The 22,718-nt window shown below is 36.4% G+C and carries 17 protein-coding genes; 11 read left to right on the forward strand and 6 right to left on the reverse strand.

All coding sequences use genetic code 11. The annotated features are described in order from the left end of the window. Nucleotides 1–17: 17 nt before the first annotated feature. Nucleotides 18–1,130, reverse strand: a complete 1,113-nt coding sequence (locus tag IE056_RS04625) for a TlpA disulfide reductase family protein (protein ID WP_189603518.1) — start codon at nucleotides 1,128–1,130, stop codon at nucleotides 18–20. A 119-nt stretch (nucleotides 1,131–1,249) separates the two neighbouring features. Here IE056_RS04625 and IE056_RS04630 point away from each other — a divergent pair, with 119 nt between their 5' ends. After that, the gene (locus tag IE056_RS04630; protein WP_189603519.1) at nucleotides 1,250–3,619 is read left to right on the forward strand and encodes a GAF domain-containing protein; all 2,370 of its coding nucleotides are present in this window, start codon (nucleotides 1,250–1,252) and stop codon (nucleotides 3,617–3,619) included. Here IE056_RS04630 and IE056_RS04635 read toward each other — a convergent pair. Beyond that, on the reverse strand, nucleotides 3,611–4,798 hold the full coding sequence (locus tag IE056_RS04635; RefSeq protein ID WP_189603520.1) for a Pycsar system effector family protein: 1,188 nt from the start codon (nucleotides 4,796–4,798) through the stop codon (nucleotides 3,611–3,613). The genes IE056_RS04630 and IE056_RS04635 overlap by 9 nt on opposite strands. Nucleotides 4,799–4,855: 57 nt before the next feature. Between IE056_RS04635 and IE056_RS04640 the strand changes: the two genes are divergently transcribed. Further along, a complete protein-coding gene (locus tag IE056_RS04640) occupies nucleotides 4,856–8,575 on the forward strand; it encodes a metallophosphoesterase (protein ID WP_189603521.1) in 3,720 nt (1,239 codons plus the stop codon). Nucleotides 8,576–8,889: 314 nt separating this feature from the next. Here IE056_RS04640 and IE056_RS04645 read toward each other — a convergent pair whose 3' ends face one another. From IE056_RS04645 to IE056_RS04655, 3 genes are all read right to left on the reverse strand, one after another. Further along, nucleotides 8,890–9,795 carry a mechanosensitive ion channel family protein gene (locus IE056_RS04645; protein ID WP_189603522.1) on the reverse strand — a complete coding sequence of 302 codons (906 nt, stop codon included), beginning with the start codon at nucleotides 9,793–9,795 and terminating at the stop codon, nucleotides 8,890–8,892. A 26-nt stretch (nucleotides 9,796–9,821) separates the two neighbouring features. Continuing rightward, a complete protein-coding gene (locus IE056_RS04650) occupies nucleotides 9,822–10,313 on the reverse strand; it encodes a Dps family protein (RefSeq protein WP_189603523.1) in 492 nt (163 codons plus the stop codon). Nucleotides 10,314–10,387: 74 nt separating this feature from the next. Beyond that, nucleotides 10,388–10,711, reverse strand: coding sequence for a phosphoribosylpyrophosphate synthetase (locus IE056_RS04655; RefSeq protein ID WP_189603524.1), 324 nt, complete (start codon nucleotides 10,709–10,711; stop codon nucleotides 10,388–10,390). A gap of 376 nt (nucleotides 10,712–11,087) precedes the next feature. Here IE056_RS04655 and IE056_RS04660 point away from each other — a divergent pair, with 376 nt between their 5' ends. Further along, nucleotides 11,088–12,095, forward strand: a complete 1,008-nt coding sequence (locus IE056_RS04660) for a LacI family DNA-binding transcriptional regulator (protein ID WP_189603525.1) — start codon at nucleotides 11,088–11,090, stop codon at nucleotides 12,093–12,095. A 155-nt stretch (nucleotides 12,096–12,250) separates the two neighbouring features. Here the strand turns inward: IE056_RS04660 and IE056_RS04665 are convergent, their stop codons facing one another. Further along, nucleotides 12,251–13,879 (reverse strand): hypothetical protein, encoded by a 1,629-nt coding sequence (locus tag IE056_RS04665; protein ID WP_189603526.1) that lies wholly within the window; start codon nucleotides 13,877–13,879, stop codon nucleotides 12,251–12,253. Between the two features lie 201 nt (nucleotides 13,880–14,080). Here IE056_RS04665 and IE056_RS04670 point away from each other — a divergent pair, with 201 nt between their 5' ends. The 8 genes from IE056_RS04670 (at nucleotide 14,081) to cysD (ending at nucleotide 22,673) form a co-directional block, all read left to right on the forward strand. Continuing rightward, nucleotides 14,081–14,788: a glycosyltransferase family 2 protein gene (locus IE056_RS04670; protein ID WP_189603527.1), complete on the forward strand. Its 708-nt coding sequence runs from the start codon at nucleotides 14,081–14,083 to the stop codon at nucleotides 14,786–14,788. Continuing rightward, nucleotides 14,785–15,675, forward strand: a complete 891-nt coding sequence (locus IE056_RS04675; RefSeq protein WP_189603528.1) for an NAD-dependent epimerase/dehydratase family protein — start codon at nucleotides 14,785–14,787, stop codon at nucleotides 15,673–15,675. Before IE056_RS04670 ends, IE056_RS04675 begins: the two co-directional genes overlap by 4 nt. A 585-nt stretch (nucleotides 15,676–16,260) precedes the next feature. After that, on the forward strand, nucleotides 16,261–17,259 hold the full coding sequence (locus tag IE056_RS04680) for an SDR family oxidoreductase (RefSeq protein WP_189603529.1): 999 nt from the start codon (nucleotides 16,261–16,263) through the stop codon (nucleotides 17,257–17,259). Nucleotides 17,260–17,326: 67 nt separating this feature from the next. After that, nucleotides 17,327–18,610 carry a nucleotide sugar dehydrogenase gene (locus tag IE056_RS04685; RefSeq protein WP_189603530.1) on the forward strand — a complete coding sequence of 428 codons (1,284 nt, stop codon included), beginning with the start codon at nucleotides 17,327–17,329 and terminating at the stop codon, nucleotides 18,608–18,610. An 89-nt stretch (nucleotides 18,611–18,699) separates the two neighbouring features. Beyond that, nucleotides 18,700–20,094, forward strand: a complete 1,395-nt coding sequence (locus IE056_RS04690) for a UDP-glucose 6-dehydrogenase (protein ID WP_189603531.1) — start codon at nucleotides 18,700–18,702, stop codon at nucleotides 20,092–20,094. A gap of 60 nt (nucleotides 20,095–20,154) precedes the next feature. Next, a complete protein-coding gene (gene cysQ / locus IE056_RS04695) occupies nucleotides 20,155–20,958 on the forward strand; it encodes a 3'(2'),5'-bisphosphate nucleotidase CysQ (protein ID WP_189603532.1) in 804 nt (267 codons plus the stop codon). A gap of 216 nt (nucleotides 20,959–21,174) precedes the next feature. Further along, nucleotides 21,175–21,768, forward strand: a complete 594-nt coding sequence (gene cysC / locus IE056_RS04700) for an adenylyl-sulfate kinase (RefSeq protein WP_189603533.1) — start codon at nucleotides 21,175–21,177, stop codon at nucleotides 21,766–21,768. Beyond that, nucleotides 21,768–22,673 carry a sulfate adenylyltransferase subunit CysD gene (gene cysD, locus IE056_RS04705; protein WP_189603534.1) on the forward strand — a complete coding sequence of 302 codons (906 nt, stop codon included), beginning with the start codon at nucleotides 21,768–21,770 and terminating at the stop codon, nucleotides 22,671–22,673. Before cysC ends, cysD begins: the two co-directional genes overlap by 1 nt. The last annotated feature ends 45 nt before the right edge of the window (nucleotides 22,674–22,718 follow it).

The following is a 22,718-nucleotide window of genomic DNA, read 5'->3' on the forward strand; positions in this document are numbered from 1 at the left end:
TATGTTTAAATTTATTCTTAGTCCAGTAGTTCTGCTACTTTATTTTCCAGGTCTTTACCACGAAGATCTTTTGCTATAATTACCCCGTTTTCGTCAAGTAAAAATGCAGCAGGAATCGCTCTTATTCCATATTCTGCTGCAACCGGATCCTGCCAGAACATCAGGTTTGAGACATGGTTCCATTGCAGGTTGTCTTCTGAAATTGCCTGCTCCCATTTATCTTTTTGTCCCGGACGGTCCAGAGAAACTCCCAGGATATTCAATCCTTTGTCATGATATTTTTCATATACCCTTACAATATTTGGATTCTCATCTCTACAAGGTTTGCACCATGACGCCCAAAAATCAACTAAAGTAACTTTTCCCAACGCATCCTTTAGTGCAAGTTCTTCTCCATCGGGCGTAGGGGCAGTAAACTCGGGTGCTTTGCTTCCAATTTCCACTTTACTCATCTGGGAAATTGTAGTATCAGCCATTTTTCCAAGATTAGAATTCTGAACTTCAGTAGAAAGGGAATTATAAAGTTCTTTAAGTTCCGAAGAAGGAACCATTTTTGAATTTGCTATTTCCTGCAGGATCATAGCCGAAACCAGCGAATTTGGATTTTCTTTTACGATCTCCTGCAAACGGTTCATGTGCTGTTCAGATAGTTCTTCCTGTTTAAGTTGCAGTCGGTTTACTTCCATTGAATCATTCTGGCGAAAAGCTGCGATCATGGCAGTACGATTTTCCGACTGGATTTGATTCGCCTTGCGGGCATCTTTTATATAGGAATAAAGGATCTCATTATCTTCTCCGCCTGAAACTTCAGAAGAGAATAAACTGTCTTTATATATTTTGAATTCAATAGGATTATTGTCAGCAACGAAAAGTACATTTCCCCTTGCTCCTTCAATGGTTAGAAAACTTAGGGTAGGTTTTTCTTTTTCAGGAAGATCGGCCGAAAATTTACCATCCTTTATCTCCATCGTATCGATAGTGGTGGTCTGGTTGTTGTTTTCATTCAGTTCGGCTACATAAATTTTTTGACCGTCAGTAGCATTTTCTATAGTTCCGCTAATGGAGTATCCCGATTCTTCCTGGCAGGAAACCAGCAGGGAAAGGACACCTATAAACAATATTTTTCGCATAATAAATTTAATTTTCGCAAAAATAGGGAACAGAAAACTCATAGCCTCTTAATTTTTAAATAATTGTTAATATGACAGGAGGGACCGTCGGAGCTCAAAAAATAAATTAATTTTAACATATGAAGAACCAAAAGAATTTTCCTCTTGAAATACGAATTAGTTTCCATAAGATCATTGATGAATACCGGAAGCAGTTAGATGTAGAAACCAGTAGTATTTCCCGAAAGTACATAGAAGAAATGCTGGAATATGTTTCTTCTTTTCCGGCATTGACAGAAGGAATTACCGAGGAAGAGGAACTGGTAAAATTTAAAGATCCAGTAAGGATCTTGCTCAAGGATCTTTTTCCTGCAATATTGTCCAATAACCAGATCAAGGCTATCTCTGTGCCTTTTCACAATACAATTTTCAACTCTACCCAAAAATTCCGGGAGATCCTTACACAGGCCGGAGACGGCTATGATTTATGCATGCGAAACCTGAATGAGAACATTGATTATATTTTCGCATGTGTTATGATCCTGAATAATTATTACGGATATAATATTGATTTTTCTCGACCTCTTTACTATGATATTCCCGATGAAAATGGGATTATGAGACATTACCGGATTGAACTCAATTCTGATTTCATTGAGATATTTCCTACCGAAAATGCAAAAGACATCACAGAAGACGATGTGGATGACCTCATCCAGAACATGGAGGAAGTAGAACTTTGGAAAGAAATGTTTCCTCCCGGAAGCTGGATTTTTAAAGGATTTACTATTATAACCCTTACAGATGTCACTGTAGATGATGCAATTTCAGATCTTAAAACCACGCTGTTGCAACGAAATACTTCCAGTGAAGAAGAGCTTCAGAAGTTTCAGGAGATATTTAGGTCTATATATAAAATTTCCGATCTACAGGTTGGTTTTACCGTGTTTAACGAACAGGATAGCACCTTTGCAAAGATGGAAAATGGCACCAACAGTTTCATTTTGGGAAGTGATAATGAGAATGCCTGCAAAGCTGCGGTTGGAGAAATTCCTTTTGAAGCTTTGGTGCAGAATCAATCCTTCTTTATTATTTCTAATCTTGAAGCCTATGGGAAAAAAACTTCCAAAAATCAATTATATCAGAATTTGAAAAGAAAAGGAGCTAAAAGCGTTATCCTGGCGCCCATTGCAAAAAGCCAGCGGCTTTTAGCTATTCTTGAATTGATTTCTTTCGGTAAAAATGAACTTAACAGTGTTAATGCAACCAAACTGGATGAAATTCTTCCTTACATAGTAACAGCAGTAGAGAGAAGTAAATCTGAATTCGAAAACAGGATAAAAGCTGTGATCCAGAGCGAATGTACCTCTATTCATCCAAGTGTTTTATGGGCTTTTGAAAAGGAGGCGCGGCAATTCATTAAGGATATAGAAAGGGATGGTCTCGCTTCTTTCAAAGATGTTGTTTTTGAAGACATTCACCCGCTTTACGGTCAAATAGATATTGTCGCTTCTTCGGAAGCAAGAAATAATGCAATTCAGAAAGATTTACTTTTTCAACTGAATTTTATTCAGGATATCATTGAGGAAGCAAGTGAGCAGGAAAACCTGGTGATCTATGAGCAGGTAGATTTCAGGATAAAGGAATTTATTGAAGATCTGGAGAATAACCTGAATGCTTCGAGTGAACAAAAGGTTTTTAATTTACTTCAAAAGGAAATAAATCCGTTATTAGATCATATTCAGAATCAGGGTGATCATTTAAAATCAAGAGTAGAGGAGTACAGGCAAAAAATCAGTTCAGATTCCGGAATTCTTTACAATCACCGGAAAGATTATGATGAAGCTGTACAGCAAATAAACCGTACCATGGCCAGGTACCTGGACCGGCAACAAATCGAAGCTCAGAAAATTTATCCTCATTACTTTGAGCGTTATAAAACTGATGGTGTTGATCACAATATTTATCTTGGAGAATCTTTGACAAGCAACAGTCAGAACCCTTTTGATAAGGTGTATTTGTACAACCTGAGATTATGGCAGTTAAGGACCATGTGTGAAATGGAAAACAGGTTCTACAGAATTCAGGAAAATATGCCTTTGATGCTGGAAGCTGCATCCCTGATTCTCGTTTTCAATAATACGCTGTCTATTCGTTACAGAATGGATGAGAAACAATTTGATGTGGACGGAACCTATAACGCCCGATATGAGATCATTAAAAAACGGATTGATAAAGCTTGTGTGAAAGACACCGGGGAACGAATTACCCAAAAAGGTAAAATTGTGATCATTTACTCCCAGCGCAGTGATGAAAGAGAGTATTTGCGGTACATAAAATACCTTCAGGCCAAAAAATATCTTGGTGAGAAGGTGGAACTTCTTGAACTGGAAGATGTGCAGGGGGTAGTAGGTCTTAAAGCCATTAGGGTGGAGGTGTTGTACACATTGGATGATTCTTCTTCAGAGAATATCATTACCTATGAAGATCTCATGGACCAGTTAAACTAAATAATAAGTGACAATAAAACATATAACAGAAAGAATAATACCTGTCATGAAAATATTATAGGTGATCCTCAGTAATCGATACTTTCGGTTAAGAACGACTCCTAGCATGTAAAGATCCTTCATTAGAGACTCATAAACCAATCCCTGATCCTCAATGATCTCATTCATAGCCCATTCAAACTGATCGTAAGGCATACGATGGAAATTTCCGAAAAACAACACATTTATTTCCCTGTTTTTGACCTGTTCGCGGGTGAATTCTCCCGTGGTCACATCGGGACGTGTAGACATTATTGCTCCAATAATAGAAGCCACACTAAAGAAAATAAGGACAAGTGTTGGCAACATCAATTCCACGCTACTGGTGGGAGCCGTAAGATCGGGTATTAAATTGGCGATCAAAAGAGAGATGATAATGGCATTTACCGAAAGTAGAATATTCGCTTTGGCATCTGCAATATCACTTAATTTTATATGGTTTCGCATTGTCACCCGGAAAAGGGTCTGTATCCCACGATCTGGGTTTTCATTTTTATAACGAGCTTTTAATCGTGCCTTGACTTCCTCTTTTTCAATTTTCTTTTTAGATTTCTTTTCTTTATTTAATAATGCAAGTAGATTGTCATGTTTACCTTCTTCCCAGTTCTCTATTGCAAAAGGTGTATAATATTGGTGTTTCTTGGTAAAGAGCTTGATGTTTTGCTGTACCCATTCTCTAACCGTAAAATTCTTGATCTTTTGTAAATGGAGTTCCTGCCTTAAAAGTTCACTGATTTCTTCAAAATATTCTTTTGAGAGATGAGAGGTATCTGCATCTTTAATGATTTTCTCAACAAGATCTGCCGGTTCTTTGCTGGGGATGGTGGCGAGAATAATCCTTGACACCTCCTTTATAAGATTCTCATCTGCACCGTTTTCCTTCAAAAACGCCTGTGCCATTCTTGCACTTTCTTCCTCATGACCGCGATATTCGGCGGTATATCCAATATCATGTAACCAGGCTGCCAGTAGTAATGGCTCCTGTTGTTTAACATGAATTTCAGATTTTTCAATTAATTCTTGAGTACTTTTAACTACCCGTTCGGTGTGTTTATAATTGTGATAAATGAAGGTATTTGGCAATTTGTCTTTAAAAAGTTCAAAAACAAATTTTTCAGTTTTTTCAACCAGGCTTGTCATTAAGTATAGGTTAGGTTTGCAAGCCAAATTACAAAAAAAAATCCCCAATCAATTTGTATGAAAAAAAATAACATATTTCTAACAACTCTTATTTGCGCCTTATTTTCCGGCTGTTCAAGCTTGCAGAAATCGTATTACAAGGAAGGAGAATCTAAAGAAGATTTTGCTTATCCCGTAGACAAAGAAATAGAAAGATCATTTTATCTTCTGGGTGATGGCGGATATTCTGTTCCGGGAGGAAGTTCTGAAGGTTTGCTGGCGTTTAAAACCTATATAGATTCGGTAAAGCAGATCGGAAATTATACGTTGTTTCTGGGAGATAACATTTATCCTGAAGGGTTGGAAGCAGAAGGTGATCCCAACAGAGAAAATTCTGAATATCGTCTGGATGCCCAGATCGATGCCGTTGAGAATTACGACGGAAAAATTCTTTTTATGCCTGGAAATCACGACTGGTATAATCAAGGCCTGATTGGACTGAAACGGCAAGAAGATTATCTGCAAAAAAAGCTGGAAAGGGATGATATTTTTGCTCCAAAAGCTGGTTGTGCTTTGCAAAGTATAGATATTTCTGAGGACATCCAGCTACTGGTTGTAGATTCTCAATGGTATCTTGAAGATTGGGATGATAATCCTAAAATCAACGATAATTGCCCCGAAATCAAAACCCGGGAAGCTATGTTCCTTGAAGTAGAATCTGAACTCAAGAAAAATCAGAATAAAACAGTGGTTTTTGCCATTCATCATCCTCTGTATACTAATGGTCTTCATGGAGGAAATTTCCATTTTAATAACCACTTGTATCCCACGCAAAGAAAAATTCCATTACCTATTCTAGGTTCCCTGGTGACTCTTTTCAGAACTACTGGTGGAGTTTCTTCTACAGATACCCAAAATGAACGGTATAAATATATGAGACAGCGCCTGGAAACGATTGCGGGAAAATGGGGTAATGTTGTATTTGTATCAGGCCATGATCATTCATTACAATATATAGAGGAGGATTATATTAAACAGATCGTTTCAGGATCTGCTTCCAAAGCTTCTTTCGTGGGGCTTCGAGATAATGGATTGTTTGCATATTCGGGTCAGGGTTTTGCCGTTCTTGACATTTTTAAAGATGGCTCCTCCTGGGCCAGTTTCTATGGAAGTGAGGACAAAAAGCCAAAGCTGCTTTATCAAAAAGAGATTTTTAAGAAGCCGGAAGTTTTTAATATAGATACTTTGTCTACCAATTTTCCGAGGACTGTGAAAGCTACAGTTTATGAACCTGAAGAAAACGAGAAGAGTGACATTTACGAGAGTATATGGGGAGATCGATACAGGGAATTATACAGTACAGAAGTAGAAGTAAGGATAGCAGATCTTGATACGCTGTATGGAGGGCTGGAACCCATGAGAAAAGGAGGTGGTCACCAAACCAATTCTGTAAGGGTGAAGGATAGTCTGGACCGTGAGTACAATTTCAGGATGCTTAGAAAGGATGCAGTTCAATTTCTTCAAACGGTAGCGTTTAAAAACAAGCCTGTTACCGAACAATTTGAGAATACACTTGCTGAGGAAGTCATTGAGGATTTCTATACCTCCTCACATCCTTTTGCTTTTTTAACCATTCCTACCCTGGCAGATGCCATTGGGGTCCTGCATACAAATCCGGAATTATATTTTCTTCCGAAGCAACCGAAGCTGGGGAAATATAATGCAGAACATGGAGGAGAGATTTATATGATTGAAGAGCGTCCCGAAGAAAACTGGTTAAATTATAAAAGTTTTGGTTCTCCAAATCATGATATCCAAAGTACGTCTGGCATGTTTGAAAGACTAAGAAGAGATGAAAAATATACTCTTAATGAAGCTTCTTATGTGAAAGCAAGGATTTTTGATATGCTTATCGGTGACTGGGACAGGCATAATGACCAATGGCGATGGGCGGAAATTGAAGATGAAGAAGGAAACCGAACCTTTGAACCTATACCCAGAGACAGGGATCAGGTTTTCTCTAATTTTGACGGAGCACTCTTTGGATCTCTCCGCGGACTGCTTGGTTTTGCAAATCAATTTGCTGTTTATGGAGAAGATATTAATGATATTGAATGGTTTAATACAGCAGCAATCGGGTTAGATCGATCGCTGCTTCAAAATGTAGGAAAAGATACCTGGCTGGAACAGGCACAATTTGTACAGGAGCATGTAACAGATGAAGTTATTGAGCAGGCCTTTGCAGAAATGCCAAAAGAGGCCCAGGGAGATATAACTCAGAATCTAATCAAGAAGTTAAAAGGCAGGCGGGATAATATCGTAGATATTTCAATGAGGTATTATGAGCACCTGGCGGGATTAGCTATTGTGACCGGAACAGATAAAGATGATTTTATTGATGTTACCCGCCTGGAAGATGGTAGTACAAAGGTGAAGATTACCAGGAATAAAGGAGGGGAACGGGAAGATGTTTTAAGTGAAAAGATATATTTTCCTGATGAGACAGACGAAATCTGGATCTATGGCTTGGATGATGATGACGAATTTTATGTAGATGGACCCGGGAGAGGGGAAATTCTTGTGAGAATCATTGGGGGGCAGAACAATGATATTTATAATATCACCAATGGAAATAAAGTCAGAATATATGATCATAAAACTTTGCCTAATACTATTGAGAAAAATAACGGAGCCAAAATTAAACTTACCGATGATTACCAAATCAATGTGTACGACAAGGACCGAAAGATTTTTACCTCAAGCAGCCTGTTACCTTCAGTAGGATTCAACCCGGATAATGGAGTTATTCTGGGACTGAAAAATACATATACCATTAACGGATTTGAAAGAAACCCTTTTACAGCCAGACACAGTGTGAGCGCCGGATATTTTTTCGCTACAAATGGATTTGAAGTCAGATACGAAGGAGAGTTTGCAAATGTAATAAGAAACTATAATTTTGGTGTGGGAGCTTATTATTCTAGTCCTAAAACCACAAGGAACTTCTTCGGATTTGGAAATGAAACCTATAATCCCGATGATGAATTGTCACTAGATTACAATCGCACCAGGATAAGTGAAGTTGGAGTAGAGGCAGGCCTTGTGAGAGAAACACCATTTGGCAGGGATTATAAGTTGATGGCTACTTTTGAAGGTATAAAGGTGGAAGAAACCGAAGATCGTTTTTTAGTTCAAGAATTTACTACTGATCCAGACTTTTATGAGAGAAAGTATTTTGCTGGTCTTGAAGGAACATTTAATTACGAGAGTTATGATGATGTCCTTAATCCAACAAACGGGATGAATTTTAAATTAGCAGGAGGAGGGAAAATGAATGTGGAAGATGCCGATAATTCTTTTGCATATTTAAACCCCTATATGGAATTCTATAATGCCCTTACCCGTAACCGAAAATGGGTGCTGAACACGAGGGTGCAGGCAGAGATAAACTTCAGCGACGATTTTGAATTCTATCAGGCTGCTACATTGGGAGGAAACAATGGATTGCGTGGCTACAGGCACGAACGTTTTGTAGGGGAAGAGGCTTTTGCAGCCGGTGGAGATATCCGCTATAGTTTTGACAGGTTTAAGTCAAGGTTTTTGCCATTTCAGATTGGCGTTTTTGGAGGCTACGACATTGGTCGTGTTTGGCTGGATGGAGAAGGCAGTGACGTTTGGCATGACAGCTACGGGGGTGGATTCTGGGTAAACAGTGCCGAGGCCGTAAGCGGGAAATTTAATTTCTTTACAGGAAGTGAAGGCTGGAGGTTCTCCTTCGGTTTCGGATTTAGTTTCTAAAAGAAAATCTAATAAATCACATGTAAGCTCCGAAGGTAGGTATTCATAAAGAATATCTTTTCGGAGCTTTTTCTTTAATTAGTCTAAACAGACAGGATGAAAATGTTGCTTTTTTATCTAATGAAATACTCATTTCAGAAGCCCCGGACTAGAAAGGGTATGTTAGATCACAGTTTCTGAAGACTCTCTACTGTAGAAGTTACCGAATGAAGAGGATCATAGAAGTGAAATCAAAAAGAATTTATTCTTCTGAAGAATAGGGGAGAAGAGCCCTAAAACTGAATTCTGAAGTGGGTATTGATCTAAAAAATATACTACAGATTTGTTGTGTTCTTCTCTTCAGAAGGTTTTTCAAGTCCGAGCTTATTGGTAAAATCAATAGTTCTAATAGGGAATGGAATATTGATATCGTGCTTGTCAAAAGCTTTTTTGATGGCTATAATAGCGGTGCTACGGGCAAACAGGATATCCCTGTTTTTAGTAACGTTGGTCCAGAATCTTACTACAAAATTGATGGAACTATCTCCAAACTCTTTGTACATGAATTCTACCTCTTCATTGGCATTTTGAGGAAAGCTTTTTTCAATAGTTTCAAGGGTGAGTTTTTTAACCATTTCAAGATCTGAGTTGTATGCCACTCCGCAATCTACCATTACTCTGGAGCGTGGCGTGCGGGAAAAATTCTTGAAAGGTGCATCTATTAATTGTGAATTAGGTATCACCACATAGTTATTATCGGCTTCCTTAAGAACGATGCTTCGCAGATTAATTTCGACAACAGTCCCGGCATAGCCATCATTTTCTATCCAGTCTCCGATTTGAAGTTCTGGGAGAAAGCTAAGGATAATTCCGGAGAATGTGTTGTTTAAGGTTCCCTGTAAGGCCAGCCCTATGGCTAAACCAACAACCCCGGCACCCGCAAGCACCGAGGTTAATATGGTGTTTAAATTTAAAAGTCCTAATGCAACAAAGAAGCCAATGGCTATAATAACTACTTTTATAATCTTGACAGAAATCTCTCTAATTGAATCCTGTCTTACTTTATAAAAAAGTAGTTTTCCAACAAATTTTCCAATGTATTTTGACGCAATAATGAATATTGCAAATACCAGAATGGCCAGGATAAAATTTGGCAGGGCAAGGATAATGGAATCCAGCCATTCTGCTAATTTCTGCCATAAGCCATTAATAGATTCCTGGATATTAAATTCGTTTTCCATTGAGGGTTGCTGTGACTATCTGGGTTTTATACCGGCTTATGTTTATCTGAAGTTTTCATCTTCCAGGCATCCAACATCCAGCTGGTTTTTTCAAGTTCCCTGATGTAAGCACCAATTAAGTCAATTGTACCTTCATCTCCGTTTTTATCTGCAGTTTCAATAACTTTCGTCATCTGTCGAAGGATTTTTCCATGATCCTCCAAAAGCATACTTACCATTTGGCCATCCGAAAGATCTGATGAAGACTCTTTTAAATTAGATTTTTTAAGATAATCACTGTAATTGCTGGTGGGTTGAAACCGCAGAGTCAAAATACGTTCAGCGATTTCATCAACCTTTAATTTAGCATCATCATACAGTTCTTCAAATTTTTCGTGAAGATCAAAGAAATTTTGTCCAATGATGTTCCAGTGAAAGTTTCTTAGCTTTTGATAGTATAAATGGTAATCGGCTAGTAAAATATTTAGTTCTTCTACTGTTTTTCCGGTTTTCTCTTTATCGAGATTTAAATAGCTCATAGTTATTATTTAGTTGTTTTTGGTGTAACGTAATTTAAGATTCTTCTGGAGTTTTAACAAATAAAAAAAAGGCCTTAATCAGTGATAGGCCTGTTCTGCTTTAGGTCCAGTTTCTTAAGCATCTCATCAGAGATCTGGCCACTAGAATATCCATAACCGTCTACTAAAATACCTTTTCTGCCATTGTTGGTGGTAATGGCGTAGAGTATCGAATTATCGGAAGGATTTGAAGGCCCTTCAAATCTGTAAACTTTATCTACATTAAAATCATTTACTGTGAATTCTTCTTTTCTTGATTTAATTTCAAGACGTTCATCTAATAGATTGAAATCCTCTTCATATCCTTCTTCCAGTCTTAAGATATTAATGGTTTGGGATAATGTGCCTTTGTCTTTCATTGTAACTCAATTTAAATTTAATGATTAAATTACGCTGATATGGCAGGATGTGCAAATGCCTGCCCGTGTTTAGTATAAATTTAACTTGGCTTAATCGTCCTTATCTTTCTTGCCGAAATTGAATAAGCCAAAAGGTATTACCAGAAAAAAGAAAAAGTACCAGCCGGTGACTAAACCAATAATAGTAATAATGGCTGCAAGGAAGTAAAACCAGTATGATTGGAAGAATTTCATAGTTCAGGTATCTTTATAATATTTTAATTCCAAGGAAATTTGAAGATAATCAAATTGATTAAATTTTTTGAGGTAGATTTTCATTCGGAATTATCCGGTGGGATAACTACCTTAGCATTTTTTATATTATAATCGTTCAGAAATGAGAAACAATATTACCCTGAAAGAGCTGGCAAAGCTGCTCAATGTTTCAGTCTCCACAGTTTCAAAAGCTTTAAATGACAGTCCCGAGATTAGTCAGAAGACTATAGAGCGGGTCAAAGAATTGGCAGCTTTACATAAATACCGGCCCAATCCGGTTGCTGTAAACCTTAAAAGCAGCAAAAGCGGAACGATTGGAGTAATAATTCCGAATATCTCTAACTCATTTTTCGCAAAAGTTTTATCCGGAATTGAGGCTAAAGCACAGCAGGAAGGTTTGCAGGTAATCACTTACATTTCCAATGAATCTCTGCCTAGAGAAAAAGAGATTGCAGAACTTTTAACTTCCGGAATCGTAGATGGTGTTCTTGTGGCTATTTCTGAAGAAACCCAAAGAAAAAAAGAATATGATCATTTAATTAATTTGGTAGAATACAATATACCTCTGGTATTATATGATCGCACCAATTTAGATATTCCGGTGGATAAGATCGGAGTAGATGACGAGAAGAGTCTGGAGGAGGCTACGGCTCTTTTATTATCGAAGGGTGTTAAAAAGATTGGTCTAGCTACTTCTATTCATCACCTGGGTCTGGGAAAATTAAGAATTGCCGGGTATAAAAAAGCTTTAAGGAATGAAGATGATTTTTTAATTGCTAACTCTTCCAGAATTGAAGTATTGCGAGAAAAAACTGAGAAATTATTGTTAGAAGATAAAGTAGATGCTTTGGTGTGTACCGACTTCGAAAGTACCATGTTATCTTACCGTATAGCTCATGAAAATAGTATAAAGATCCCACAGGACCTGAAGATAATAGGGTTTTTAGGTAAAGAACTGGCAACACACCTTTCCCCATCAATTAGTTACATTGAACAATTTCCCGAAAAAATTGGAAGTAAAGGCATGGAGCTGTTAGTAAAGCGCATTAAAGGCTATACAGAAACAGGTCAAACTACGGAAAAAATAATTCAAACTGAATTGGTTCATTTGGAGAGTACTGTGTTTTAAACTAAATAATTAGCGTTTTCTTCCCTGATCTTTTTAAAAATTAAAAAATTGCCATTATTAAATTTTAAAATTGAACACTCCCATACCAAAAGTGGAAGTGGTTATCTTGCTGGATTAATAAACTGTCAATCTATTTTAGGACGACACACTTTCAATTATTTAAAATTTTGATCTTCTATTTTTAATAAGAATTCTACAGATCCTTTTTGGGATTTTTTAAACCCTTTTTTTATTAATTCCTTTTCTACAACATTTTCAATTGATTCTGTAGACTCAGGGTACGAATTCATTAGGAATACAGCCACTTTTGTTTTATCAATCACTTTATCCTCTATGCACGGTAAAAAGATCAAATCCTCCATCGGCTGATTAAATGCTTTGATGCCAAATGATGTGGCGGGATATAAATAATGAAAAATATGGCTTTTGTCTCCGTAGAAAAACATTTCAACTCCATCTTCCTTCAATTCCCTTACAACAACATCCACGTCTCTTAGGTAAACAGCCCGCGTTTCAGTCGTTCTTACAAGGTTTAATTTATTGGTTTTTAAAGACATATTTAAATCTAAGATGTTTTTATCTTCATAGGTGCCGTAAATTTTCTCAACAACAGAAATTGGCACCAATACAATAATTATAATCAACCAAAACTTCTTGAACCGCAAATCGATTAAACTTAAAAGGAACGGCAATAGTAACAATAATGAGACAGCTTTTAATAAACCGGTGTTAGATCCAAATGGATGAATAAAAATAAACAACAAGAATACGAATAGGATTTTTTGCTTTAGCTCAAACCTGGTTTTACTATTATTAAAGAGCTGAATACCGACAATTGAAATAGCTAAAGCAGTTAAGAATAAGAAATAATTCCAGGAATAGCCTGAAAAGACAACAAAACTAGCTAGGAAAGCAAAATGAATAAGCCCTAATATGACGTATGTCAAATAACTTGTAATTCTATTCCGGAGTTTCCTAAAAAGGAAAAAGCTGCATAATATGAAGAGGCAAAATAACAGGAGTTTTGTTGCGTCTCTTAAATACATAAATACAATTCCCCTGGTATCATGTGAAATAGATCCCATAGAGGCTTCTTGAAAATCATTCCAATCATTATAATAGTAAGAATAACCTGCAACAACTGCAATAACTGCAAAACAATTGTATAAAAAGAAGGGCTTCAAAACTTGTCCGATATTCCGCCGGTTCATCACTTTCTCCTGAAAAACAATCACCCCACTTAAAATTGGTAACAACAATAAGTTAGGGAGCCTGATCAAAATTGCTATACCACTTAAGAGGGACAAAGTAATAATTAAATGAAATTTTGGGTGCTTCAGGTAAAGAATGGTAATAGAAAATATTACTGAATTTATGAAAATAGTCAAAGTATCATAGCTTAATATATTGACATTAAAAGGTGCTAACAATATTAATGTACAGGATATATAAAATAGTATTTTCCACTTCGACCTAGTTATTCTTACTACTAGGAAAGGAATCAACATTGAAAGAAATATAAGAGAAGAATTAATAAATCTTATCTTAATAAGCTCCGGCCCCGTAAAATCAACAATTGATTTAATAAGTGCAGAGCTCAGCAGGAAAGGATATAGAAAAACATCGTTAACAGGATATAAAGCATGATTTAGATGATAAAAACTATCAGTAAAATCCAGACCAAAAAAAATTCCGAAAAAAAAGAAAAATAAGGCAGTTAAGAAAATTATTATACTGAGAACTTTAAATTTTTTCAGAAATAAAAAAGAGTTGGTTTTGAACATATTGATCTAATTGAAATTATAGGAGCAAATTAGCTCCCACTGCATATTTTTGTAAATTTAGGCACTCCCATGGAAGTGTATAATAAAATTTCAAATTTTCTCCTCGTAAGAAATCACTTTAATTAATATATTTGGAAGATAAGCTCTGTACAGTTCTTTAACCCCAGCGCGAAATTCACTCGTAATGTTTTCTCAGTTCAAATGAAGAAAAATATTGAATTATCCATCGTGATTCTTTGTTATAGATCTAATGAGAGCATTATTCCATTGGCTGGCAATATCAAAGTTTTAGCTGAAAAACTAACTGATGATTTCGAAATTATTTTAGTAGGTAATTATCTTGAAGGTTCAGATGATAGAACCGAAGCTATTGTAAGGGAAATAGCTAAAAGGGATGAAGATTTTATAGCTGTTTGCAAACCTAAAAAAGGGATGATGGGCTGGGACATGAGAGAAGGGTTAAAAATGGCTAAAGGTGATTATTTATGTGTAATTGACGGCGACAGTCAATTTCCCATCGATAACATTGAAAAATGTTTTAAGAAAATTAAATCATCATCCTATGGGTTGGTAAAAACTTATAGAACAATGAGAGGTGATGGCAAATATCGGCAAATAATTTCCAATGGGTATAACCAAATTTTCTCCCTTCTGTTTCCCAAAGTAAATTCCAGAGATGTAAATTCCAAACCCAAGATCTTTACCCGGGAAGTGTATGATAATATGGAATTAACTTCTGATGATTGGTTTATCGATGCAGAAATTATGCTAAACATTGCAAGATTGGATATCAAGTTTCATGAGTTTCCCACTCATTTTCTTGAACTCGAAGGCCGCACTTCTTTCGTGAAATTTTCATCTATTTTCGAATTTTTAAAGAACATGATCTTATTCAGATTAAAAAGATGAAAAAGAAAATTTTCATCACCGGGGTTTCTTCTGAAATTATTCTCTCCCTGATAGACCGTATAAACATGGATGAATATGAGATTTACGGCCTGACTAGAAATCCAGAAAATATAAATTCTAATGGAAAGGTCACGCTGATAAAAGGCGATATTCAGAATATAAATACTATAGAAGTTTATTTGAAAGAATGTTCGGTAATTATTCATGCAGCTGCTGTTACCCATTCTTTTAATGAAAAGAAATACTTCAATATTAATTTAAAAGCTACAAAGGAATTAGTGAAAATGGCTACTCAATGCGGAATTACAAAATTTATATTTATCAGTTCCAATACAGCGGGTAAAAAAAGCGGAGCGTACGGGGTAACAAAATTTTTTGCAGAAAAATATATCGAAAATAATTTTCAGAAATGGTTAATCCTGAGGCCAGCAGAAGTTTATGGAGGCAACAAAAAAGAAGGTGTTGAAAAGTTTATTTCAGGAATTATAGATAATCCCATGTCACTATATCCTGCAGGTGTCCCAACAAAGTTGTATCCGATTCATTTGGACGATTTAGCTGACATCATTTATAATGTTGTCTTTGAAGAGGAGATAACAAATGAAAAAATCACCATATGCGGACCTACAGGATATTCCTTTCCTGAAATTATACGAGTAATTAAATTTTTTAAAGACAAACATATTCCCACAATTCCAATGTCGAAACACCTTATGTTTATTATAGCAAAGATAACCCGATGGGTTCCTTTTTATGTGGGAATAATTCCAGATCAAATACCCCGCCTTTACAGCACGAAAAATAATGGAACGACAAAGTTCCTCAGAGGCAAAAGAACATTAGAAACTTACTTAAAAGAAAGAATTACATCTGAAGCTGGATCTTAATTTAATTTTCAACAAATATTAAAAAGTCAGATTTATCAATTTGGAAATTTCCTGGACTTCATAAACTTGAAGACTCTCATAAAGGGGGAGACAGAGAATTCTTTTTGAAATATTTTGGCAAATTTTCATTTCGGAGGAATTCACATACTCAATAGTATCAATCCGTGTCTTTAATTAAATCTATTAAATCGACAGGTGCATATTTGGACGTCCACTTAGACTTTGAGGTATACAAATGTATTTCTATGGAGATAAAAGTCATTTTTTTCATTAATTATCGTCCATATTTATAATTGATAGGTATCCTGAAGATGGGACAGTTTGGGAAAAAAGCTTGTTGGGTGAACATCTTGGAAAATTAGGTTATTGGAAAGTTTCTAATAATTTTTTTATGCTGTATGAGAATTAGAAAATATATTCTTTTTCGCTGAATCAGTCTCTCGCTTTTTTTACAAAGGGTTTTTTTTTATTTAAAACTTTTTAATTTTCTTAATATCTATGTCTATATTGCTTTAAGAAGATATTAGGAAAAAACATGAATTGAAATTATATCTTTGAGCAAAATTAATCACCAAAAGAACATACATGAACAGCAAACAATTTGAATTGCTTGATTCAAAAAAAATTTTAATTACAGGCGGCGCCGGGTTCATAGGCTCCAATTTATGTGAAAAGCTACTTGAGCTAAATAGTCAGGTCGTTTGCCTGGATAATTTTGCTACCGGAAGAAGAGAGAATTTGGCAGCTTTTGAAACTAATCCAAATTTCACTTTGATAGAAGGTGATATTAGAAATTTAGAGGATTGTAAAAAGGCCGTTAACGGTGTGGATTACGTTCTTCATGAAGCTGCGCTAGGCTCTGTACCACGTTCAATAAATGATCCTATTACCAGTAATGAGGTAAACATTTCAGGTTTTCTAAATATGTTAGTTGCTGCGCGTGATGCAGGGGTTAAAAGGTTTGTATATGCAGCAAGTTCATCTACCTATGGAGACTCTGAAGCGCTTCCTAAAGTTGAAGATGAAATTGGGAAACCTCTTTCTCCTTATGCTATCACTAAGTATGTAAATGAATTATACGCTGATATTTTTCATAATACTTATGGAATTGATACCATAGGGTTAAGGTATTTTAATGTTTTTGGAAGAAAGCAGGATCCTAACGGAGCTTATGCAGCAGTAATTCCAAAATTTGTGATGCAGTTTATGGATCATGAAAGTCCGGTTATTAATGGTGACGGGACATATTCAAGGGATTTCACCTATATTGACAATGTCATTCAAATGAACCTGCTAGCTTTAACGACCTCAAATGATGAGGCATTAAATGAGGTTTATAATACGGCCGTGGGTGACAGGACAAATCTGGTTGAGCTAACACAACTCTTAAGAAAATATCTGTCTGAATATGACCCTGAAATTGCAAAAGTTGAAGTGAAACACGGACCAAATCGTCCCGGAGATATTCCCCACTCCTTAGCCTCTGTGGATAAAGCAAAAAAGCTGCTGGGCTATGATCCTCAATACAAAATTGAAGATGGATTAAAAGAAGCAGTTAAATGGTATTGGGGGAATCTTAAATAACATTTAAGCATAAATAGAGTAACACAAATTTATAGTTTTAAAAAAAGTACAGAGAGAAAATAATATAATGAACGATATAAATAAAATTGCAGTTATAGGCTTGGGATATGTAGGTCTACCATTGGCGAGGCTATTCGCTACTAAATTTCCCGTAGTGGGATTTGATATTAATGAAAAAAGGGTAAAGGAGCTTCAGCGAGGGGAGGATCACACAAGAGAAGTTGAAAATGAAGTGTTGCAGGAAGTACTGGTGAAAGAGCCTTCAGATAAAAATGGCTTGTATTGCTCAGCTGATCTGAATGATATATCAAATTGTAATTATTACGTAATAACGGTACCTACTCCAGTAGATAAAAATAACCGCCCTGTCTTAACGCCTTTGTACAAGAGTAGTGAGACTGTAGGTAAAGTTTTGAAAAAAGGGGATATTGTAATTTATGAGTCTACTGTTTATCCGGGAGCGACAGAAGATGAATGTGTACCTGTTCTTGAAAAAGCTAGCGGTCTAAAATTTAATGAAGATTTTTATGTTGGTTATTCTCCCGAAAGGATTAATCCTGGGGACAAAGAACATACAGTTGATAAGATACTGAAAGTTACTTCTGGTTCTACTCCTCAAACAGGAAAGAAAGTGGATGAACTATATGCTTCTGTCATAACTGCGGGAACGCATCTGGCTCCAACAATAAAAGTAGCTGAAGCAGCAAAAGTAATTGAGAATTCTCAAAGGGATATAAATATTGCGTTTGTAAATGAGTTGGCGAAAATATTCAATATGCTGGATATTGATACCCAAGCTGTATTGGAGGCAGCAGGAACAAAATGGAACTTTCTTCCATTCAAACCTGGTCTTGTAGGAGGGCATTGTATTGGTGTTGATCCTTATTATCTGGCTCAAAAAGCCCAGGAAATCGGATATCATCCAGAAATAATATTAGCAGGTCGCCGGATGAATGATAGCATGGGTCAGTATGTTAGCAGTGAAATAGTGAAATTAATGCTTAAAAAAGATCTTAAAGTTAAGGGGTCTAAAGTATTGGTCCTTGGAATTACTTTTAAGGAAAATTGTCCTGATGTAAGAAATACTAAGGTAGTAGATGTTGTAAAGCATTTGAATGATTATGGAACAGAAGTAACGATTTATGATCCATGGGCAGATCCAGTTGAAGTTCTGCATGAATACAATTTAAAAACTACCGATTCATTGCCCCAGGAACAATTTGATGCTATTGTTTTAACAGTAGCGCATAATGAATTTCTAAGTTTGGATCTTTCTCTACTAAAGTCAAAAAACTCTGTGGTATACGATGTTAAAGGGGTTCTGGGAGATGCCTGCGATAAGAAACTCTAATAAAGCTCCTGTGGAACTTAAACAAATATAAAATAATATAATTTTTTTCTCTGGAAATATAGCTTACGGAGGAAATAATCTTTTATCGAATGAAAATAAAGAATATCTGTTGTATTGGAGCAGGATATGTAGGTGGACCTACCATGGCTGTAATTGCTCAAAAATGTCCTAAAGTAAATGTCACTGTTGTAGATATTAACGAGAATAGAATTGCGCAATGGAATGATCCTGATGTGGAAAAAATCCCTATTTATGAACCTGGACTTTCTGAGATTGTGAAAGAGGCTAGAGGGCGAAATCTATTTTTCTCTACAGATGTGGAGAGTGCAATAGATAAGGCAGATATGATTTTTATTTCTGTAAATACCCCCACAAAAACCTATGGAATAGGGAAGGGAATGGCTGCAGATCTTAAATGGATCGAATTGTGTGCCAGACAAATAGCAAGTGTTGCCAAAAATGATAAAATCGTAGTTGAAAAATCTACCCTTCCAGTACGTACAGCGGCAGCTTTAAAAGATATTCTGGATAATACGGGTAACGGAGTGCGTTTTCAGATTTTATCAAATCCAGAATTTCTTGCTGAAGGAACGGCTGTTGATGATTTGAAAAATCCTGACAGAGTCCTAATTGGAGGTGATATAGACACCACGGAAGGAAAAGAAGCCATGGATGCCCTGGTGAGTATCTATGCTTCATGGGTGCCACGGGAAAACATCCTTACTACAAACGTATGGTCTTCAGAACTATCAAAATTAACTGCAAATGCATTTTTAGCACAACGAGTTTCTTCAATAAATGCGATGTCTGAATTATGTGAAAAAACAGGTGCTGATGTGGAGGAAGTTGCCAGGGCAGTAGGAATGGACAGTAGAGTAGGACCAAAATTTTTAAAAGCCTCTGTAGGGTTTGGAGGTTCCTGCTTTCAAAAAGATATTTTAAACCTTGTATATATAGCTAAATCATTCGGACTTGAAGAAGTGGCAGATTACTGGGAGCAGGTGATAAAAATGAACAATCATCAAAAAAGACGTTTTGCGGCCAATATGGTGAGGAAAATGTATAATACAGTTTCTGGTAAAAAAATTGCTATTCTTGGTTGGGCCTTTAAAAAAGATACCAATGACACCAGGGAATCTGCAGCAATTTATGTGACAGACTACCTTCTTAATGAACAAGCGGAAGTGGTCGTCTATGACCCAAAAGTGACTGAAGAGCAAATTTTTTCCGATTTAAATTACCTTGGCACCCGAAGTGATGAAGAAAACCGGAGGATGGTGACCGTGGTCAATTCCCCTATGGAAGCTTGCCAAGATTCCCATGCCATTGCAGTACTAACTGAATGGGATGAGTTTAAAGAGCTGGATTGGAAGGAGATCTATAAAAACATGCTGAAACCTGCATTTTTGTTTGACGGAAGAAGGTTGTTGGATCGTAAAACCAAAGAAGAAATTGGTTTTGAATTTTATGCTATAGGAAATTAGTGTAAATCATTCGCTACTTTAATGCTATTGGCTGTATTTTCGATCTAAGAAAAACAATAAGTGAAAGAAGAACTTCAAATTGCAATAAAAGCCTGTCTGGAAGCCGGAAATGTCATTATGGATATTTATGAAAATGAGGATTTCCAGGTGGAAACTAAAGCTGATGATTCCCCGCTTACCATTGCTGACCAAAAAGCAAATGAAGTTATAAATACATTCTTATTGCCTAGAGGTATTCCTATAATAAGCGAAGAAAACAATCAGCTTCCTTACAAGCAAAGAAAGGAGTGGGAGCAGTGTTGGATAATCGACCCTCTAGATGGAACTAAAGAATTCATTAAAAGAAATGGTGAATTTACAGTTAACGTTGCTTTAGTCAGAAATCAAGAGCCAATTCTGGGGGTTATTTATGCACCTGCTATTCAACAGCTTTATTATGCTGATATTTCTGAAAATAAGGCATACAAAGTTTCTGTCTCAGATAAAGTCAATGATATTTCCGGAATAATGGAGCATTCTGAGGAAATAGGAATTTCTATTCCGGTAAATGAGTTAAGAGTAGTGGGGAGTCGTTCCCATATGAATGAAGAAACTATTGAATTTATAGAGAATTTAAAGAAGAAGCATCAAAAGGACATTGAGATCGTTTCCCGGGGCAGTTCTTTAAAATTCTGCATCTTGGCTGAAGGGAATGCGCACATTTATCCTCGATTTGCTCCTACTATGGAATGGGATACTGCGGCAGGCCAGGCCATTTGTGAAGCTGTAGGCATTAAAGTCATTTCTCAGCGTACAGGTGAAGTTATGTGTTACAACAAAAAAGATCTTCTAAATGATTTTTTTGTAGCAAGTTCTGCACATTAAACCTTTTTATTTTTGCAGATATTTTTCTTTCCCTTTCTTCAGCGTGATAAATGACCATCATTTTTCAAAATGATCTTAACAATGCTATTCTCAGAAAAATTTCCTTTTGTGTTTCAAGGAAAATACAGGAAAAAAAGCCATCTTGCAATCCCTAGTTGGCAACTAGGGTTAAAAAAATCCGTTTTTGCGGTACAGGATAAATGGATTAATTGACAAATGACAGAAAATATTATAAAGCAGGATTACCAGATTACCAGGAGCGATCGAAACCAACAGAATCGTCATAATTCCTTTGTGATTTGGTTTACCGGTTTATCGGGCTCAGGAAAATCCACAATTGCCAATGCATTGGAAATCGCTTTATTTCAAAAAAATATCCGAACCTATACTTTAGATGGAGATAACTTACGCTGTGGATTAAATGAAGGGCTGAGTTTTTCCAAGGAGGATAGAGAAGAGAATAACCGAAGAATTGCTCAGGTCGCTAAACTTTTTATAGATGCAGGCCTGGTCACAATTTCAGCATTTATTTCTCCTCTAAGAAAGGAAAGGGAAAAAGCCAAAAAAATTATTGGCAAGGAACACTTTGTGGAAATATACGTTAATACTCCACTGGCCGTATGCGAAAAAAGAGATGTAAAAGGTTTATATAAAAAGGCAAGAAGAGGAGAGGTGCAGAATTTTACAGGGATTGACTCTCCCTATGAAGCACCTGAACAAGCTGATCTCGAAATTATAACAGAACAAGAGACTATAGAGGAATCTGTTAAGAAGATATTACAATTTCTGAATAAAAATTACTTGAACTAATGAGTAAGTACTATTTAAATTACCTTGATGAACTAGAATCTGAGGCCATTTACATCCTTCGGGAAGTTTGGGCTCAATTTGAAAATCCGGTGATACTTTTTTCGGGTGGAAAAGATTCTATACTGGTCACTCACTTGGCTAAAAAAGCTTTTTACCCTTCGAAAATACCTTTCGCGTTAATGCATGTCGATACGGGTCATAACTTTTCGGAAACTATAAAATTTAGGGATGATCTTGTAGAGTCACTAGGTGTAAAACTTATTATAGGCTCTGTTCAGGATTCAATCAATAAAGGACGAGTTTCCGAGGAAAAAGGGAAAAATGCAACCAGAAATGCTTTGCAGATCACAACTCTTCTGGATGCTATTGAGGAAAATAAAATTGACTGTGCAATAGGAGGCGGTAGACGTGATGAAGAAAAAGCCCGTGCTAAAGAACGTTTTTTTTCACACCGGGATGATTTTGGGCAATGGGATCCTAGAAACCAGCGTCCTGAATTGTGGAATTTGCTGAATGGAAAATATTTCGAAGGAGAACATTTCAGGGCTTTTCCAATTAGTAATTGGACTGAGATGGATGTGTGGAATTATATAAAAAGAGAGGAAATTGAGATTCCTTCTCTATATCTTGCCCATGAGAGGGAAGTGGTTTGGAGGAATAACAGCTGGATCCCGTTTTCCGAATTTCTTAAGTTGGAAGAGGGAGAAGAAGTTGTTACAAAAAAGATCAGGTTCAGGACATTAGGTGATATCACCATTACGGGTGGAATTGAATCTGAAGCCGACAGTCTGGAAAAAGTTGCGCTGGAGGTTTCAACCATGCGCAAAACAGAAAGGGGGGATAGGTCTGATGACAAAAGATCAGAAACCGCTATGGAAGATAGGAAGAAGCAGGGTTATTTTTAGCCCCGTAGCTCTCTAGAAGGAACAACAAAAAAAGGAATAAAGAAT

The organism is Salinimicrobium marinum, from assembly GCF_014651535.1.
Lineage (GTDB): Bacteria > Bacteroidota > Bacteroidia > Flavobacteriales > Flavobacteriaceae > Salinimicrobium > Salinimicrobium marinum.

Coding starts and splice junctions, on each gene's coding strand:
- IE056_RS04625 (WP_189603518.1), bottom strand. CDS start 1,130: ATGCGAAAAATATTGTTTATAGGTGTCCTTTCCCTGCTGGTTTCCTGC.
- IE056_RS04665 (WP_189603526.1), bottom strand. CDS start 13,879: ATGTTCAAAACCAACTCTTTTTTATTTCTGAAAAAATTTAAAGTTCTC.
- cysC (WP_189603533.1), top strand. CDS start 21,175: ATGACAGAAAATATTATAAAGCAGGATTACCAGATTACCAGGAGCGAT.
- IE056_RS04645 (WP_189603522.1), bottom strand. CDS start 9,795: ATGGAAAACGAATTTAATATCCAGGAATCTATTAATGGCTTATGGCAG.
- IE056_RS04630 (WP_189603519.1), top strand. CDS start 1,250: ATGAAGAACCAAAAGAATTTTCCTCTTGAAATACGAATTAGTTTCCAT.
- IE056_RS04680 (WP_189603529.1), top strand. CDS start 16,261: ATGAACAGCAAACAATTTGAATTGCTTGATTCAAAAAAAATTTTAATT.
- IE056_RS04685 (WP_189603530.1), top strand. CDS start 17,327: ATGAACGATATAAATAAAATTGCAGTTATAGGCTTGGGATATGTAGGT.
- cysD (WP_189603534.1), top strand. CDS start 21,768: ATGAGTAAGTACTATTTAAATTACCTTGATGAACTAGAATCTGAGGCC.
- IE056_RS04660 (WP_189603525.1), top strand. CDS start 11,088: ATGAGAAACAATATTACCCTGAAAGAGCTGGCAAAGCTGCTCAATGTT.
- IE056_RS04670 (WP_189603527.1), top strand. CDS start 14,081: ATGAAGAAAAATATTGAATTATCCATCGTGATTCTTTGTTATAGATCT.
- IE056_RS04655 (WP_189603524.1), bottom strand. CDS start 10,711: ATGAAAGACAAAGGCACATTATCCCAAACCATTAATATCTTAAGACTG.
- IE056_RS04640 (WP_189603521.1), top strand. CDS start 4,856: ATGAAAAAAAATAACATATTTCTAACAACTCTTATTTGCGCCTTATTT.
- IE056_RS04650 (WP_189603523.1), bottom strand. CDS start 10,313: ATGAGCTATTTAAATCTCGATAAAGAGAAAACCGGAAAAACAGTAGAA.
- IE056_RS04635 (WP_189603520.1), bottom strand. CDS start 4,798: ATGACAAGCCTGGTTGAAAAAACTGAAAAATTTGTTTTTGAACTTTTT.
- IE056_RS04690 (WP_189603531.1), top strand. CDS start 18,700: ATGAAAATAAAGAATATCTGTTGTATTGGAGCAGGATATGTAGGTGGA.
- IE056_RS04675 (WP_189603528.1), top strand. CDS start 14,785: ATGAAAAAGAAAATTTTCATCACCGGGGTTTCTTCTGAAATTATTCTC.